Origin of the sequence: Moraxella sp. CTOTU49803 (genome assembly GCF_032097965.1) — a bacterium.
Taxonomy (GTDB): Bacteria; Pseudomonadota; Gammaproteobacteria; order Pseudomonadales; family Moraxellaceae; genus Faucicola; species Faucicola tetraodonis.
Genome location: NZ_DAMCJP010000020.1, coordinates 1 through 15,249 on the forward strand (window position 1 = coordinate 1; position 15,249 = coordinate 15,249).

The 15,249-nt window shown below is 41.4% G+C and carries 11 protein-coding genes and 1 pseudogene; 7 read left to right on the top strand and 5 right to left on the bottom strand.

Annotation, left to right across the window (positions count from 1 at the left end):
* The coding region (locus tag RT422_RS11860) for a transposase (RefSeq protein ID WP_313422468.1) at positions 1 to 1,096 on the bottom strand (1,096 nt) is incomplete at its 3' end.
* Between the two features lie 133 nt (positions 1,097 to 1,229).
* On the opposite strand from RT422_RS11860, the gene RT422_RS11865 reads away from it, so the two are divergent.
* Entirely contained in the window at positions 1,230 to 3,263 is a 2,034-nt protein-coding gene (locus RT422_RS11865) for a site-specific DNA-methyltransferase (RefSeq protein WP_313422469.1), read from the top strand.
* Positions 3,211 to 6,039: a DEAD/DEAH box helicase family protein gene (locus RT422_RS11870; RefSeq protein ID WP_313422471.1), complete on the top strand. Its 2,829-nt coding sequence runs from the start codon at positions 3,211 to 3,213 to the stop codon at positions 6,037 to 6,039. The genes RT422_RS11865 and RT422_RS11870 overlap by 53 nt, the downstream gene beginning before the upstream one ends.
* 234 nt (positions 6,040 to 6,273) lie before the next feature.
* Here RT422_RS11870 and RT422_RS11875 read toward each other — a convergent pair whose 3' ends face one another.
* Positions 6,274 to 6,510, bottom strand: a complete 237-nt coding sequence (locus RT422_RS11875) for a hypothetical protein (protein WP_278932406.1) — start codon at positions 6,508 to 6,510, stop codon at positions 6,274 to 6,276.
* A gap of 108 nt (positions 6,511 to 6,618) precedes the next feature.
* Here RT422_RS11875 and alaS point away from each other — a divergent pair, with 108 nt between their 5' ends.
* The 5 genes and pseudogenes from alaS (at position 6,619) to RT422_RS11900 (ending at position 13,023) form a co-directional block, all read left to right on the top strand.
* The gene (gene alaS / locus RT422_RS11880; protein WP_313422473.1) at positions 6,619 to 9,291 is read left to right on the top strand and encodes an alanine--tRNA ligase; all 2,673 of its coding nucleotides are present in this window, start codon (positions 6,619 to 6,621) and stop codon (positions 9,289 to 9,291) included.
* 273 nt (positions 9,292 to 9,564) lie between these two features.
* On the top strand, positions 9,565 to 10,356 hold the full coding sequence (yghU, locus tag RT422_RS11885; protein ID WP_313422474.1) for a glutathione-dependent disulfide-bond oxidoreductase: 792 nt from the start codon (positions 9,565 to 9,567) through the stop codon (positions 10,354 to 10,356).
* A gap of 226 nt (positions 10,357 to 10,582) precedes the next feature.
* Positions 10,583 to 11,866, top strand: coding sequence for an aspartate kinase (locus tag RT422_RS11890; protein WP_036601295.1), 1,284 nt, complete (start codon positions 10,583 to 10,585; stop codon positions 11,864 to 11,866).
* Positions 11,867 to 12,190: 324 nt separating this feature from the next.
* Positions 12,191 to 12,394, top strand: a pseudogene (gene csrA, locus RT422_RS11895) (carbon storage regulator CsrA); the annotation flags it as partial.
* 269 nt (positions 12,395 to 12,663) lie between these two features.
* Complete coding sequence (locus tag RT422_RS11900; RefSeq protein WP_313422477.1) at positions 12,664 to 13,023, top strand: HopJ type III effector protein; 360 nt, start codon at positions 12,664 to 12,666, stop codon at positions 13,021 to 13,023.
* A 150-nt stretch (positions 13,024 to 13,173) separates the two neighbouring features.
* Here RT422_RS11900 and tadA read toward each other — a convergent pair whose 3' ends face one another.
* The 3 genes from tadA to RT422_RS11915 all read right to left on the bottom strand — a co-directional run bounded on the left by tadA (position 13,174) and on the right by RT422_RS11915 (position 15,047).
* Positions 13,174 to 13,707: a tRNA adenosine(34) deaminase TadA gene (tadA, locus tag RT422_RS11905; RefSeq protein ID WP_313422479.1), complete on the bottom strand. Its 534-nt coding sequence runs from the start codon at positions 13,705 to 13,707 to the stop codon at positions 13,174 to 13,176.
* Between the two features lie 16 nt (positions 13,708 to 13,723).
* Entirely contained in the window at positions 13,724 to 14,440 is a 717-nt protein-coding gene (gene ung / locus RT422_RS11910) for a uracil-DNA glycosylase (RefSeq protein WP_065264178.1), read from the bottom strand.
* A 118-nt stretch (positions 14,441 to 14,558) separates the two neighbouring features.
* Entirely contained in the window at positions 14,559 to 15,047 is a 489-nt protein-coding gene (locus RT422_RS11915) for a MaoC/PaaZ C-terminal domain-containing protein (RefSeq protein WP_201666139.1), read from the bottom strand.
* Positions 15,048 to 15,249 lie beyond the last annotated feature (202 nt).

A 15,249-nucleotide genomic window follows, 5' to 3' on the forward strand; every position in this document is an offset into this window, starting at 1 on the left:
GGATTCCTTCTACAAGACGGTCAAGCCCGACCGCAAGAATGTTCTTACTGGCATTAATATCTCTATCATGCCGTGTGCCACACATTGCACAAGTCCATTCTCTTATTCGCAAGCCTGCTCTACCTTTCGGACTATTGCGGTCAATTTGACCGCAACACGAGCAAGTTTGGGTAGTGTATTTCTCTGATACGATTTCAAAACGGCAACCTGCGTTCTCGCATTTGTAAGTCAGTTGCCTTTTGAGTTCAAACCAACCTGCATCGTAAACCGATTTGGCGAGTTTGCCTTTTTTACTGTTAAATTGGGTGGTTTTCACATCACCGACCACGATTAGGGCATTGTCTTTGACTAATTGGGTGGTGAATTTATGGATGAGGTCTTGGCGTGTATTTTTGATTTTGGCATGGATAGCCTTGATACGTTTTTTGTTGTTTGAGCGTTGGGCTATAGCTAATTGTTTTGCATATTTTAGCGTTTGCTTGATGGTGAGTTTGTCGCCATTTGAGGCGGTGGCACTGTCTTTAAGCCCTAAGTCAATGCCTACACTGCCTGTACCGCATTGTGTCTTGGGGTAGTCTTTGACGGTAATACAGGCATACCAACGGTTACGGCTGTCTTGGACAATTTCTAGTGTGTTGATTTGATACAGCGATAGATTGTAGCTGTCCCATAGGTCGATGACTAGCTTTTGCCCTTTGGCTAGGCTAAGTTGTAAGGTGGATTTTAGACCCTTTTTACCTGTGGCATGGGTGGCGATGTGTTTAATGGCGGATTGTTTAAAGGGTAGCCAGCCTAATGATTTACGCTTTGATTGTGGGTTACTGGTTCGCCAGTTTAGTTTGGCTTTTTTGAATTGGCGACGCGATTTGGCGTGGGTTTCATTGATGGCTTGGATAGTCTGACTGTGTAAGCCTAGCAGTTCACCACTACCTTTGGTATATTCGTTTAAATCATACGCACTAAAGAATTTGCCAGTACGCTTAAGATGCTCGTAGCTTAACGCATTGACATAGTTCCATACGAAATTAACCAAACCACTTAGGCGGTTAAGCTTTGCTGTGTGTTTATCTCGTATGCGTAGCTTGAGTGTTTTCATGCAAATTATTTTAGCAAAATTTATGCAAGCGTTATAGTGTATGAGTTGCCGTAAAACCACCGCCTAAAGTCGGTGGTTTTACGGCAACGGATGATAAAATACCTAAGATAATTACCTATCGGGATTTAAACCTATGAATACAGACCTTCAAGCCGCATTAACCCAAGCCCTGCTATCACACGACAAAGTATGGGCAAACGAAGAAAAAACCGTTTTAGCAAAAAACATTCTGTTGGATTTGGTGGAAAAAACCGACCCGACCATTATTGGTTTGCTATTGGGAAATGATGATTTAAAACGCCATTTTTTTGTGGAAATAAATGGTGTTTTGGTGTTTAAATTGCAGGATTTTCGTTTTTTCTTGGACAAACATAGCGTCAATAATTCCTACACAAAATATGCCAACCGCATTGGTTTGACGGACGGCAACCGCTTTTTGAAAGACAGCAGTGATATTGTGTTGGATTTTCCGTTTAAAGATTGTGTGTTAAATGGTGGACAAAGCACCGAAGAAGGCGAAGAGATTTATTTTAAACGTAATAATGACCAGTCAGATAGTCAGTTATACACCAAATTAACCCGAAAAAGACAAGAAATCTTTTTTAATCAAACGCTTGCTTTTGATGAAATTGACCGACTTTTTGATGCAAAAGCATTCTCAAAATTCACTCGTTATACCGCAGACGGCAAACAAGCGGTTGGCGAAATCAAACGCCATGCTGATGGCACAATCGCTGAAAATCTCATTATCAAGGGCAATAATCTAATAGCCCTGCATTCGCTTGCCAAGCAGTTTAAAGGCAAAGTGAAGTTGATTTATATTGACCCGCCATATAACACGGGCAATGACGGTTTTAAATACAACGACAAATTTAATCATTCCACTTGGCTGACTTTTATGAAAAATCGGCTGGAAATTGCAAAAACATTGTTGGCTGATGATGGCGTGATTTTTGTTCAATGTGATGATAATGAACAAGCCTATTTGAAAATTTTAATGGACGAATTATTTCATCATAGAGAAACAATAGTTGCTTTAACGAGTACAGCAAGCGGAGTGAATGCTGTCAATGTCAAACGTGGGGAGCAAATGTTTAAATTAAAAGAATACATTTTATTTTACTCAAAATCCCCAAAATTTAGATTCAACCCATTACTAATAAAATCATCTTTTAATTCTAACTACAAATACGAAGTTATTTTTGAAAACGGGGAATATGTAATTACTGATTTAAAATCAAAAATGAATAATACAGAGTTAGAAGAATATTGTTTAAATAATCCAAAAAATATTTTTTCATTAGAAAAAAACAATTCAAAAGCGGGGGAAAAAATTAAACAAGTTATTGAAATCAGTAAAACTAATAATAAAGAAGTTATTGAATTTGAAAACAGTTTTGGAAAAACCATTCTTGTCTATGATGGTGGTGTTTTCATTCCTTTGCAAGAGCGCATCTTAACGGAAGAAAATAAAAATTTTTATGGATTACTAATTTCAGATTTATGGATTGATGAAGTCTTTCAAACCAGTTCATCAGAAGGCGGAGTTACATTTAAAAAAGGGAAAAAACCTGAAAAACTGATAAAACGAATTATCGAACTTGCAACCAACGAAAACGACCTCGTCCTAGACTACCATCTTGGTAGTGGCACAACCGCTGCCGTTGCTCACAAAATGAACCGCCAATATATCGGCATTGAACAAATGGATTATATTGAAACACTTGCCGTTGAACGCTTAAAAAAAGTGATTGACGGCGAGCAAGGCGGTATTTCAAAAGCCGTGAATTGGCAAGGTGGTGGCGAGTTTGTTTATGCCGAACTTGCCCCATTTAACGAAACCGCAAAACAACAAATTTTGGCGTGCGAAAATTCAGACGGCATCAAAACGCTGTTTAATGAATTATGCGAACGCTATTTCCTAAAATACAACGTCAGCGTAAATGAATTTAGTCAAATTATTGAAGAGCCTGAATTTCAATCTTTACCATTAGACCAACAAAAACAAATGGTGCTTGAAATGCTGGATTTAAATCAAATGTATGTTTCATTATCCGAAATGGATGATGAGCAATTTGCAGGTTGCTTAAATGATGACGATAAAGCGTTAAGCCGTGAATTCTATCAATCAGCAAAAAATCAAGCGGAGAAAAAAGATGGCGAATGATAAAACTTTGTTTGAAGTGATTGAAAATGAACGTAAAGCGGTTAAAAGATACAAGCCTGAATTACTGGAAATACCTGAATTTATTACCAAAAACTTAAAATATGATTTTTTTGAATGGCAAAAATCCGCCCTTGAAAACTTTTTGATTTTTGACCGCATGTCAGAGCTAGACGATTTCCCTGATTTAAAAAATAAGCCAACGCATTTGCTGTTCAATATGGCAACAGGTGCTGGTAAAACAATGATGATGGCGGCGTTGATTTTGTATTATTTTGAAAAAGGATATCGGCATTTTCTGTTTTTTGTGAATCAAAATAATATCGTGGATAAAACGGAAAATAATTTTATTGACCCGACGCACGCAAAATTTTTATTTACCGAGAAGGTTTTGCAGGGCGATACGGTAATTCCCATTCGCAAAGTGGAAACGTTCAGCCCACATTCAGACGGTATTGAAATTAAATTTACCAGTATTCAAAAACTGTATAATGACATTCACACCGAGCGAGAAAACCAAACCACATTGGCGGATTTGCACAATTTAAACCTTGTGATGCTGGGCGATGAAGCACACCATTTAAACGCGCAAACCAAAGGTAAAAAACAAGGCGAATTGGATTTAGAAAAGGAAATTAACGACCGCACTAGCAGTGCCGAAATTGAACGCAAAGGCTGGGAACATATGGTTTTGCAATTGCTGCTCAATAAAAATGGCAATCCTAGCGAAAATGTGCTGTTAGAATTTACCGCCACACTGCCTGAAAATGCCGAAGTGCAACAAAAATACGCTGATAAAATCATCACAAAATTTGGTTTAAAAGAATTTTTGCAAAAAGGTTATACCAAAGAAATCAATTTGGTATCCAGTACACTGGGCAAGAAAGAGCGGGTGTTGCACGCTTTATTGTTTGCTTGGTATCGTCATCAAATTGCGTTGAAATATGGCATTGCCAATTTCAAGCCTGTGATGTTGTTTAGAAGTAAGACGATTGATGAATCAAAAGCGGATTATTTGGCATTTTTAAATTGGGTAGAAAATGTGCAAGCGGATGATTTTTCGTTTTTAAAGACTTTTTCAGCAAGCTTAAACGATAGCGATAACGCCAACGAACAAGGCAAAACCCGCACCGAACAAGCCCTAAAATTCATGCAGGAAAATGGCTTTGAGTTTGTGCATTTAGCAAATTGGGTAAAACAAAATTATCAAAAACACAATGTCATTATTACCAACTCCGAAACCAACAAAACCAAAACCGAAAAAACCGACAGCGAAACCGAAAAACTGCTAAACAATTTGGAGGCGGCTGATAATCCAATCCGTTCCATTTTTACAGTGGACAGATTAACCGAGGGTTGGGACGTTCTGAATTTGTTTGATATTGTGCGTTTGTATGAAGGGCAAAATGGTGGCGGTTCAAATAAAAAATCGGGCAAAACGGCTGCTGCTACCGTATCAGAAAAGCAGTTGATTGGGCGTGGCGTGCGTTATTTTCCATTTGCGTTTGAAGATAAACAGCCGAATAAACGCAAATTTGACAACGACATGCAACACGAATTGCGTATTTTGGAAGAGTTGTTTTATTACACGCACGATGAGCAATCTCGCTATATTTCAGAATTAAAAGCCGAACTTCGCAAAGATGGCTTTATTCCCGAAAACGATAAAGATAAAGTTTTAACCACATTCAAACTAAAATCTGAATTTGCGGATAATGAACATTTTAAAAACTTATTGATTTGGGCAAATAAAAAAGTAAAAAATCCTAATGCCAAAGCCAATAATGCAGAGAGTTTAAAAACCAATCCGCAAACGCTTTCATTCCAAATTCACGGCAATCAACTGTTGCAAGAAACGCAATTTACAGCCGATGAAAATGATGAAATAGCACAACAAATTGGCACACAAAATAATTTTACTCAAACCATAAAAATGAGTGAAATGGAACGGCACATTTTCAATAAAGCATTGCACGTCAAAGGGAAAAATAGCCAATCTTTATTCCATTTTGACCGCTTGCAAAGCAAACTCAATATTCAAAATCGCAATGACTTGCAAAATAAATTGTTAAAAGATTGGCAAATTGAATTTTTAGGATTAGAGCAAGATAAACAGATTCGCCCAGATGATAAACTTGCTGGATGTTTAAAAATCTTAGAAATGGTTGAAAAACATTTAAATGAAAGTGATACGCCATTTATCGGCACAAAAGAATTTACGCCTAAAAAATTGTGGGAAATTTTTGGCACACCAAAACAAAAATGGGTTAAAAAAGATGATGTAAAAACCACCATTGCCACGCAAAATGATTGGTATGTGATGGATAATTTTGCTGGAACGAGTGTAGAAGAAGCGTTAATTCAATTTATTGCAGAGCGTTTGGGTAATTTGAAATCACAATATGACGTTCATTTAATCCGCAATGAAGAAGTGTTTAAATTGAATAACTTTGCTGATGGTGAGGGCTTTATGCCTGATTTTATTTTGTTATTAAAAGATAAACAAAAATCGGCTTCTAATGGCATTGATGACTTCTTGCATTATCAAATTTTCATTGAACCCAAAGGCGAGCATTTAGCAGAACACGATAAATGGAAAGAAGCTTTTTTGGAAGCCATTACAGCAGAATATGGCAAGGATAAGATTCTGCAAAAAGACACACCGCATTATCGTTTGATTGGCTTGCCTTTTTTTACTGACAATCAGAAAAACCCAAAAGAATATGGGCAATTTACAGAGTTATTTCCATTAGGGGCAGTTTCTGAAAAAATAGAGTAGTGCATTGTAAGTAATCTGTATTTATTTGCGTGTAGAATAAAGCAATGGCATAGAAATTTGATAGAAACCCCTTTTAAAAAGTGGGTTCTATCAAATATTTGAGCGGTACACTATGAAAATATAGCCTTGCTTACCGCACTGCAGGCATCATAAAAAGTTTGTGCAAATGCTACATAATGGCGAAAACTTCTAGCTTTGGTAAAGTCATGCTCAAAACTAATAACTAAGCTCATTTTATTGACCTGTGATAAATACGATTTTTTGTTGATATTCTTTAGGCAATGATAGCACGTAGGCAATAATTTTTGTAGACACCCTATAGCTTAAATTACGCATGTCCATCGGTAGAATATCCGCTTTTTGACAATGCTCATCAATCGATTCTGTGACTTTATCCCAAAAACCAATATCTTTTTTCTTGGCACTATCAAATATGCGATAATCCATGATGTCTGCCGCAGTCTTTGGCATGGTAAATAAAAGCATTATCCACATCGGATGAATTCTGCTAAAATACAATGTTTACATTTTTTGATAATACATGCCAAATTTAATTTTGAAAACTCTTAAGGAGCCGCTGTGAGCCGTCCGTTTTCTTCAGCCGATATACGTCAAGCTTTTATCAATTATTTTGCCGAAAATGGTCATACCCCAGTGGCATCATCGAGCCTTGTTCCCCACAATGACCCTACCCTGCTATTCACCAATGCCGGTATGAACCAATTTAAAGATGTGTTCTTAGGGATAGACAAACGCGATTATAAACGTGCGGTATCGTCGCAAAAATGTGTGCGCGCAGGCGGTAAACACAATGACCTTGACAATGTCGGCTATACCGCCCGTCACCATACGTTTTTTGAGATGCTCGGTAATTTTTCGTTTGGCGATTATTTTAAACAACAAGCCATCCCATTTTGTTGGGAGTTTTTGACATCGGATGAATGGCTTGGACTACCCAAAGATAAACTTTACGTGACGGTGTATCACACCGATGATGAAGCCTTTGATATTTGGCATAACGTAGTGGGCTTGCCTGCCGAACGCATCATCCGCATTGGGGATAATAAAGGCGGTCAATACCAATCGGATAACTTCTGGGCAATGGGTGACACAGGTCCTTGTGGTCCTTGTACCGAAGTATTTTATGACCACGGTGAGCATATTTGGGGCGGTCTGCCAGGTACGCCTGAAGAAGACGGCGACCGTTTTGTCGAGATTTGGAACAACGTCTTTATGCAGTTTAACCGCCAAAAAGATGGCACACTTGAAAAACTGCCTGCGCCAAGTGTCGATACCGGAATGGGTTTAGAGCGTATTAGTGCCATCATGCAAGGCGTGCATAGCAACTATGAAATCGATATATTTACCCATCTCATGCAGCACGCGGCGCAAGTGATTGGCTTGCCAAACGATATCGACTTACAGTCTGAGCCATCACTCAAAGTGCTTGCTGACCATATCCGCTCGGTTTCCTTCTTAATTGCAGATGGCGTATTGCCAAGCAATGAAGGTCGTGGTTATGTGCTGCGTCGTATCATCCGCCGCGCGGTTCGTCATGGCAACAAATTAGGCGCTAATGACAACTTCTTTTATAAGCTCGTCGCGCCACTGGCCCAAATCATGGGCGATGCCTACCCACAGCTTCGTGAACAGCAAGCCAACATTGAGCAAGCTATCTTAAAAGAAGAAGAACAATTTGCCAAAACCTTATCACAAGGTCTCAAACTGCTATCACAAGAATTAGATAGCTTAAAATCTGGCGATACTTTATCGGGTGCAACGGTGTTTAAACTGTATGACACTTACGGTTTTCCTGCCGATTTGACGGCCGACATCGTGCGCGAACGCGACATCAGCATTGATGAAGCTGGTTTTGAGCAAGGCATGGCGCAGCAACGCGCCCGCGCCCGTGAAGCAGGTAAATTTGGCGTTGATTATAACCAATTGATTCAAGTTGACAGTGCCACTGAATTTTTGGGGTATGACAAAGCAGAACACAGCAGCACTATCACCCATTTATACTTTGAGGGCAAATCTGCTGAACAATTGCATGAAGGTGATGAAGGCGTCATCGTATTATCGGCAACGCCTTTTTATGCTGAAGGCGGTGGCCAAGCGGGTGAATTGGGTGACATCCAAACCGAGACCGGCGTATTTGAAGTCCAAGACACCAAAAAATCTGGTCAAGCCATCATTCATCATGGCGTGGTCAAAATGGGCAGTATTCGCCAGGGTCAGTCAAGCGAAGCACGCGTCGCAAGCCAAGTACGCGCCATGAGTGCCAAAAACCACTCCGCCACTCACCTACTGCACGCCGCCCTTCGTGAGCATCTTGGCACAGGCGTCACCCAAAAAGGGTCATTGGTCAATAGTGAGGTGTTGCGTTTTGACTTCTCGTATGACAAAGCCTTGACTGAGCAAGACATCATCACCATTGAAAACATTGTCAACCAACAAATCCTTGCCAACCAACCTGCCACTGTAGAAATGCTCAGCATGACGCAAGCGCAAGACAAAGGCGCGATGGCACTGTTTGGTGAAAAATATGGTGACACGGTTCGCGTATTGTCGATGGGTACGGTAGATAAAGACGGCAAGCCTTTCTCCATCGAGCTATGTGGTGGTCTGCATGTACAACGCACGGGTGATATCGGCTTATTCAAAATCGTCAGTGAGCAAGGTATCGCGGCAGGTATTCGCCGTATCGAAGCGGTGACAGGCATGGGCGCAGTCAAATATGTGCAGCAAGGTGAAAAACAGCTCAATCAACTTGCCAGTCAGCTCAAAGCGAAGCGCGACGAAATCGCCGACCGTGTCAATCAACTGACCGACAAAACACGCGACCTTGAAAAACAACTTGAACGTTTGCAGCAAAAACTCGCCAGCAGCCAAGCCAAAGACTTAATCAACAACGTGCAAGATATCAACGGGCAAAAAGTGCTGATTGCAAGCTTACCAGGCATGGATGGTAAAGCATTACGCACGATTGCCGATGACATGAAGTCAAAATTGCATGATGGCATCGTGGTGCTCGCAGGCGTGGCTGACGATAAAATTGCCTTGACTGCCAGTGTTGGCAAAGATTTAACCAGCAAAATCAAAGCGGGCGATATCATCAAACACTTAAGCGAGCAGCTTGGCGGTAAAGGCGGTGGTAAACCTGACTTTGCCCAAGGCGGCGCAACTGATGTGGCAGGATTGCCAGCCGTATTAGAAGCACTACCAAATTGGTTGGCTGAGCGACTTGCCTAATTAAAACTACACCTAAAAAAACGCCGAATGACTTATTCGGCGTTTTTTATGCGGCTATTTTTTTATGCGGCTATATTTATGCGGCTATATAAGGCATGCGTTTAATCAGGCTTAATCAAAGCGTTATTTACTTTAGCCAAACATTCGGTATCATAAAGCCTAAAGCACATTGTGTATAATCGTTTCTATAATCATATCTAACATCTTATCAACCAAAAAAGCTTTAAAACACACTTATACCTTTAAAAAACTTATAATCAAAAAGGAAAAATCATGGACAATCATTACCAACCCCCAAAAATATGGATAAATAACCAAGCTAACGGCGGCAAATTTGCCAGTACCAACCGCCCTACCGCAGGAGCGACCCACGAGCAACACTTACCGATTGGTAAAAATCCTTTGCAGCTTTACAGCCTTAACACCCCAAATGGCATCAAAATCAATATGTTACTTGAAGAATTGGCAGAGCTCGGTATTGAAGGCGCACAGTATGACGCCTACAAAATCGACATCATGAATGGCGACCAATTTGGCTCAGATTTTGTTGCCATCAATCCCAATTCTAAAATCCCCGCACTGGTGGATAACAGCGTTAATCCACCGATTAAACTGTTTGAATCAGGGGCTATTTTGTTATACCTTGCCGAAAAATTTGAGCAGTTTATCCCAACAGACACCGCCAAACGTGCCGAATGTTTGTCATGGTTGTTTTGGCAAATGGGCGCTGCGCCGTATGTCGGTGGCGGCTTTGGGCATTTTTATGCGTATGCCCCAGAGAAGTTTGAATATGCCATCAATCGCTTTACCATGGAAACCAAACGCCAATTGGATTTACTCGACCGACATTTAGCGACTCGCACGTTTATGGTAGGTAATGACTACAGTATCGCGGATATCGCGATTTGGGCATGGTATGGTCAGTTAGCACTGGGCAAATTGTATAACGCTGGCGAGTTTTTACAAGTGCAAAACTACACCCACCTACAACGCTGGGCAAAAAACCTGGATGACCGTCCTGCCGTGCAACGCGCTTTAACCCTACCGCTACAACCGATTGCCTAAACTGATAACTTTTGGTTCATGATACCCATCCAATTTTCAGCCAGTCATTTGGGGATTTTTGGCAATTTTGCCTTGCCCCAAAATTGGGAAATATGGTATAAAGTACCGTTTAATTTACGTTTCGTGACATTGTAAACAATCTGCCAAATAATCCACCACCGACTGCTAAACAAGTCTTGGATAGCAATTGTAAACAACGTGCGCGATATTATAGGGTGTATTGACAATGGCTTTAATCGTACAAAAATACGGTGGTACGTCGATGGGTAGTGTCGAACGTATCAAAAATGTGGCACAGCGCGTCAAACGTTGGCATGACAATGGTCATCAAGTGGTGGTTGTCGTCTCTGCCATGAGTGGTGAGACCAATCGCTTGATTGATTTGGCACGTCAAATCAGCAAAGAACCGAACGCTCGTGAATACGACCAAATGGTATCAACCGGCGAGCAAGTCTCGATTTCTTTACTTGCCATGGCATTAAATGAAATCGGTGTGAGCGCCAAGTCAATGACGGGCGGACAAGTGGCGATTCGTACCGATGATAGTCATACCAAAGCCCGTATTCAACATATCGATGATAGTCAGCTTCGCGCCGCACTCGATGCTGGCATGGTCGTTGTAGTGGCGGGTTTCCAAGGGGTGGATGAAAAAGGTGACATCAACACCTTAGGTCGGGGTGGCTCGGACACCACCGGGGTTGCATTGGCTGCTGCCCTATCTGCCGATGAATGTCAAATCTATACCGATGTTGACGGCGTGTATACTACGGATCCACGGGTGACACCAAAAGCCAAAAAATTATCAAAAATTACCTTTGAAGAAATGCTAGAAATGGCAAGCCTTGGCTCAAAAGTGTTGCAAATTCGCTCGGTTGAATTTGCCGGAAAATACCAAGTACCACTGCGTGTTTTATCCAGTTTTGATGAAAACGCCGATGGTAAATTCGATGATGATTTTAAAAAGAATGTAGGTACATTAATTACCACCGATGAGGGAGACAGCATGGAACAACCAATTATTTCGGGCATCGCCTTTAACCGTGACGAAGCTAAAGTATCTATCTTAGCAGTGCCTGATCGCCCTGGTATTGCGTCATCGATTTTAAGCCCGATCAGTGCTGCCAATATCGAAATTGATATGATTATCCAAAACATCGCAGAAAACGGATTGACCGACTTTACCTTTACCGTTAACCGTGGGGATTTTGATAAAACCCTAGCGATTTTGGGTGACAATCTTGCTGAGATTGGTGGCAAAGAAATCGTGAGCAATAACAAAGTGGTTAAAGTATCACTGGTGGGTGTGGGGATGCGTTCACATGCAGGCGTAGCAAGCAAAATGTTTGAAACACTGGCAGAAAACAACATCAATATCCAAATGATTTCTACCAGCGAAATCAAAATCTCGGTACTGATTCAAGAAGAACAACTGGAAAAAGCGGTTAAAGCGTTACATACCGCTTTTGGTCTTGACCGTGAAGACGGTGAAAGCAAGGTTGCTGGATTATAAGAAATTTGTAATTCTCCACAAAAACAAGGTTAATATCTGCGTTTTGCGGGTGTTAACCTTTTTTTTACTTCCGCATTTCGTTTATAATGGTATCTCGTTTATTGGGCACAAACGCAACTAACCCCTCAATGCCTATTTTGACTGTTGGCAAATAGCCGCCGTGCATGATGAGTTCGCTTAAGCTTAAATTATGCCCTTGCAGTCTGTCTTTAACGTATCATTGGGCAATGATACATGATAATATATTTGACGAATTTAGCTAATTTATCGTTGAATCATCATAGGACATTGATGGTACTTGTTGCGACATAAGGAGTGTGACGCATGTTAATTTTGACTCGCCGTGTTGGCGAAACGTTAATGATCGGTGACGAAGTGAGTGTCACCGTACTGGGTGTAAAAGGTAACCAAGTCAGACTGGGCGTCAATGCGCCAAAAGACATTGCCGTACACCGTGAAGAGATTTATCAAAGAATTCTACACGAACGGACTGGGCATGAACGAACTGGGCATGAACGCATGGGTTATGATAATCACCCAGTCGATTTTGCCGCCCATGATAGAATGGGTCAAGACCGCAGTGGTTTTGGGGCAGCCAGTCATGAGGCCTTTCCCCAAGAGCGCAGTAAACCCTCTCAACCGCGCAACAGCGGTCAGCAAATGCGTCATTTAGAAAACCGTATGGAAAACCGCGGTTTTGGTCAGACCAACAATAATTTTAACCCAGCGTTTGATCCGTTTGAGGACGATTATTTTAATCGTTAATGACGGTCGCTATTTTGACTTTTGGAGTAACTATGAGCGCTATTGATAAGCTAGAAGTATCAAAACTATTAGCTAAATTAGAAAACAAATCGCTAGATTTTGCTTCCGTGTTAGCTATCATCGATAGTTACTATGACTATCGCCCAACTGAGTTTGTCAATGGCGAAGTGCACAATGCGGCGGGCGAAAATGAAGGCAGTGCGAAAGTGTTTGGGTTTGCACTACTTAACCATTTGATCCAAGAAGATACGCTAAAACTGTTTGCTGAGCACTATGACAGTGTTAAAGCAGAGCCAAAAGGTACAAACCATGCCAACATCCGTAACTTTAGCTTTTTTGGCTGGCAAGGCTTTTTGATGCAGCGTAACTGTTTAACGCCAAAAGCGTCATAACCTCATTGAAAATACTTAATACTTAATTCTTAAAATCTAACCGTTTTTTTTGTCAAACAAGGCAGCCGATGGGTTGCCTTTTTTTATGCAATGGTTTTTATTTTAAAGCCTAGTTTTGATTTTAAAGAATGGTTTTGAGAGACTCATTGGTTATTGGTTTGCCCTTAACTGCTCGCGCATTTGTTTTTTTTGCTCACGACGATGGCGAAAAAAATCCTGCAACAACGCGCGACTTTGCTCTGCCATTAGCCCCTGTTCTACTTTCAAACAATGATTATAGAACGTCACTTGGCTAAAATCCTGCTGGCTGACAATCATGCCTGCTTTCGGCTCTGTCGCTGCAAACACCAAGCGCGATACTCTGGCATGAATAATCGCTCCTAGACACATGGTGCAAGGCTCAAGCGTGACAAACAGTTCACAATCCGCTGGCAGACGGTAATTATCAAAATATTGACACGCCTGCCTTATTGCCACTATTTCGGCGTGGGCAGTGGCATCATGACTTAAAATCGGTTGATTGTAGCCTTTGGCTATGATGGTGCCTTGATGCACAATCACGGCACCCACTGGCACTTCCCCCAGCTGTCCGCCCTCGGCTGCAACATCAAGCGCCGCTTGCATAAAGACGTCATCGCTGTCACAAAAGCCGCTTTTATAATAGTCATGCTCACTTGCACTCATTATGATACCACCCAAACTACTGTGGCAACTGCCAATCTATCGGGCTTTTGCCATGCGCTATCAGATAATCATTGGCTTTGGAAAAAGGACGCGTACCAAAAAAACCACCCCGATTGGCACCAAGCGGTGATGGATGCGTGCCTGTAATGATTAAATGCTTGGATGTATCGATAAAACGGCCTTTTTTCTGTGCGTAACTCCCCCATAAGATAAAGACACAGTGCTCACAGTGCTGATTGACTGCCTCAATCACCGCATCAGTGAACGTTTCCCAGCCAATACGCTGATGACTGCCCGCCTGCCCTGCTTCTACAGATAACATACTATTGAGTAGCAGCACCCCTTGGGTTGCCCAATGGGTCAAATCGCCATGTTTTGACGGGGCGATACCCAAATCGGCGGCGAGCTCTCGTAAAATATTTTGTAGACTCGGGGGTTTGGGGATGGCTTTGGGCACAGAAAAAGATAACCCCATCGCTTGTCCCGCGCCATGGTACGGGTCTTGACCCAAAATCACTACTTTAACCTGCGACAAAGGCGTCAAATTAAACGCATTGAACATCTGACTACCCGAGGGATAAATCACTTTTTGCGCATGATATTGATCTCGCAAAAACTGGCGAATCTTATCCATATTACTGCTCGTTAGCTCTGTCGCCAAGGCCTGCTTCCAGTCGTCCGGCATTTTGACATTGGCTAAAATTTGTTGTTGTTCAGGCGTTAATGTTTTCATGGTTTATCTGCTATCAAAAAATTATAAAAAAAGCCAAAGAATCTCTTGGCTTTATTGTAGCAAATAATTGTCGTCAATAAGTGGAACACTTTGATGCTGTCTATTTTGTACCGACTGATTATTCTGTGAAGGTTTGACGCAGGGTAAAATCGTCTAATTTTACCGCTTCACGGCTGCTTTTTTCAGTAGGGGGAATTACTTGTGCTTCGCCTGTCACTACCGCTTTCCCGTCTTGATTGGTCACTTGGCAATCTAACACCACCCATTTTTTGCTATCGTCTTTACTTTTCACCGTCAAGGTCGCGGTTAAGGTATCATCGATATGCACAGGACGACGGAAAGACAAACTTTGGTTCAGATAAATTGTCCCCAAGCCTGGGAATTTGGTGCCAATCAAGGCTGATAATAGACCTGCTGTCCACATACCATGCGCAATCACGCCTTTAAACTGGCTCTGCTCGGCATACTCATTATCGAGATGCGCAGGGTTGTAGTCATGGGTAACAAGCGCAAATGCTTTGACATCATCTGCGGTCACTTGGCGGGTCATGCTGGCAGTTTGCCCGATAGTTAATTCCTCATAGGTAAAATTACTAAAAGTTGTCATTGTCCTTCCTTTTATTTTTGTTGATTAATTTCATAAAAACCACGATTGCAAAATCGGTTTGATGGTTTGACTATAGTTCGACTATAGCATAAATTTTGCAAATTTTTATGACAATGACTACGCATTCATGAACGCATCTGATTTTAATAATTAACCTGAATTCGACATAAGAAAGGATAAAAAAAAGAAGTCCAACATGCTA

Bases quoted from the DNA above. Each gene is read 5' to 3' on its own strand.
- RT422_RS11865 (WP_313422469.1), top strand. From the start codon at position 1,230: ATGAATACAGACCTTCAAGCCGCATTAACCCAAGCCCTGCTATCACAC.
- RT422_RS11875 (WP_278932406.1), bottom strand. From the start codon at position 6,510: ATGCCAAAGACTGCGGCAGACATCATGGATTATCGCATATTTGATAGT.
- yghU (WP_313422474.1), top strand. From the start codon at position 9,565: ATGGACAATCATTACCAACCCCCAAAAATATGGATAAATAACCAAGCT.
- RT422_RS11890 (WP_036601295.1), top strand. From the start codon at position 10,583: ATGGCTTTAATCGTACAAAAATACGGTGGTACGTCGATGGGTAGTGTC.
- RT422_RS11900 (WP_313422477.1), top strand. From the start codon at position 12,664: ATGAGCGCTATTGATAAGCTAGAAGTATCAAAACTATTAGCTAAATTA.
- tadA (WP_313422479.1), bottom strand. From the start codon at position 13,707: ATGAGTGCAAGTGAGCATGACTATTATAAAAGCGGCTTTTGTGACAGC.
- ung (WP_065264178.1), bottom strand. From the start codon at position 14,440: ATGAAAACATTAACGCCTGAACAACAACAAATTTTAGCCAATGTCAAA.
- RT422_RS11915 (WP_201666139.1), bottom strand. From the start codon at position 15,047: ATGACAACTTTTAGTAATTTTACCTATGAGGAATTAACTATCGGGCAA.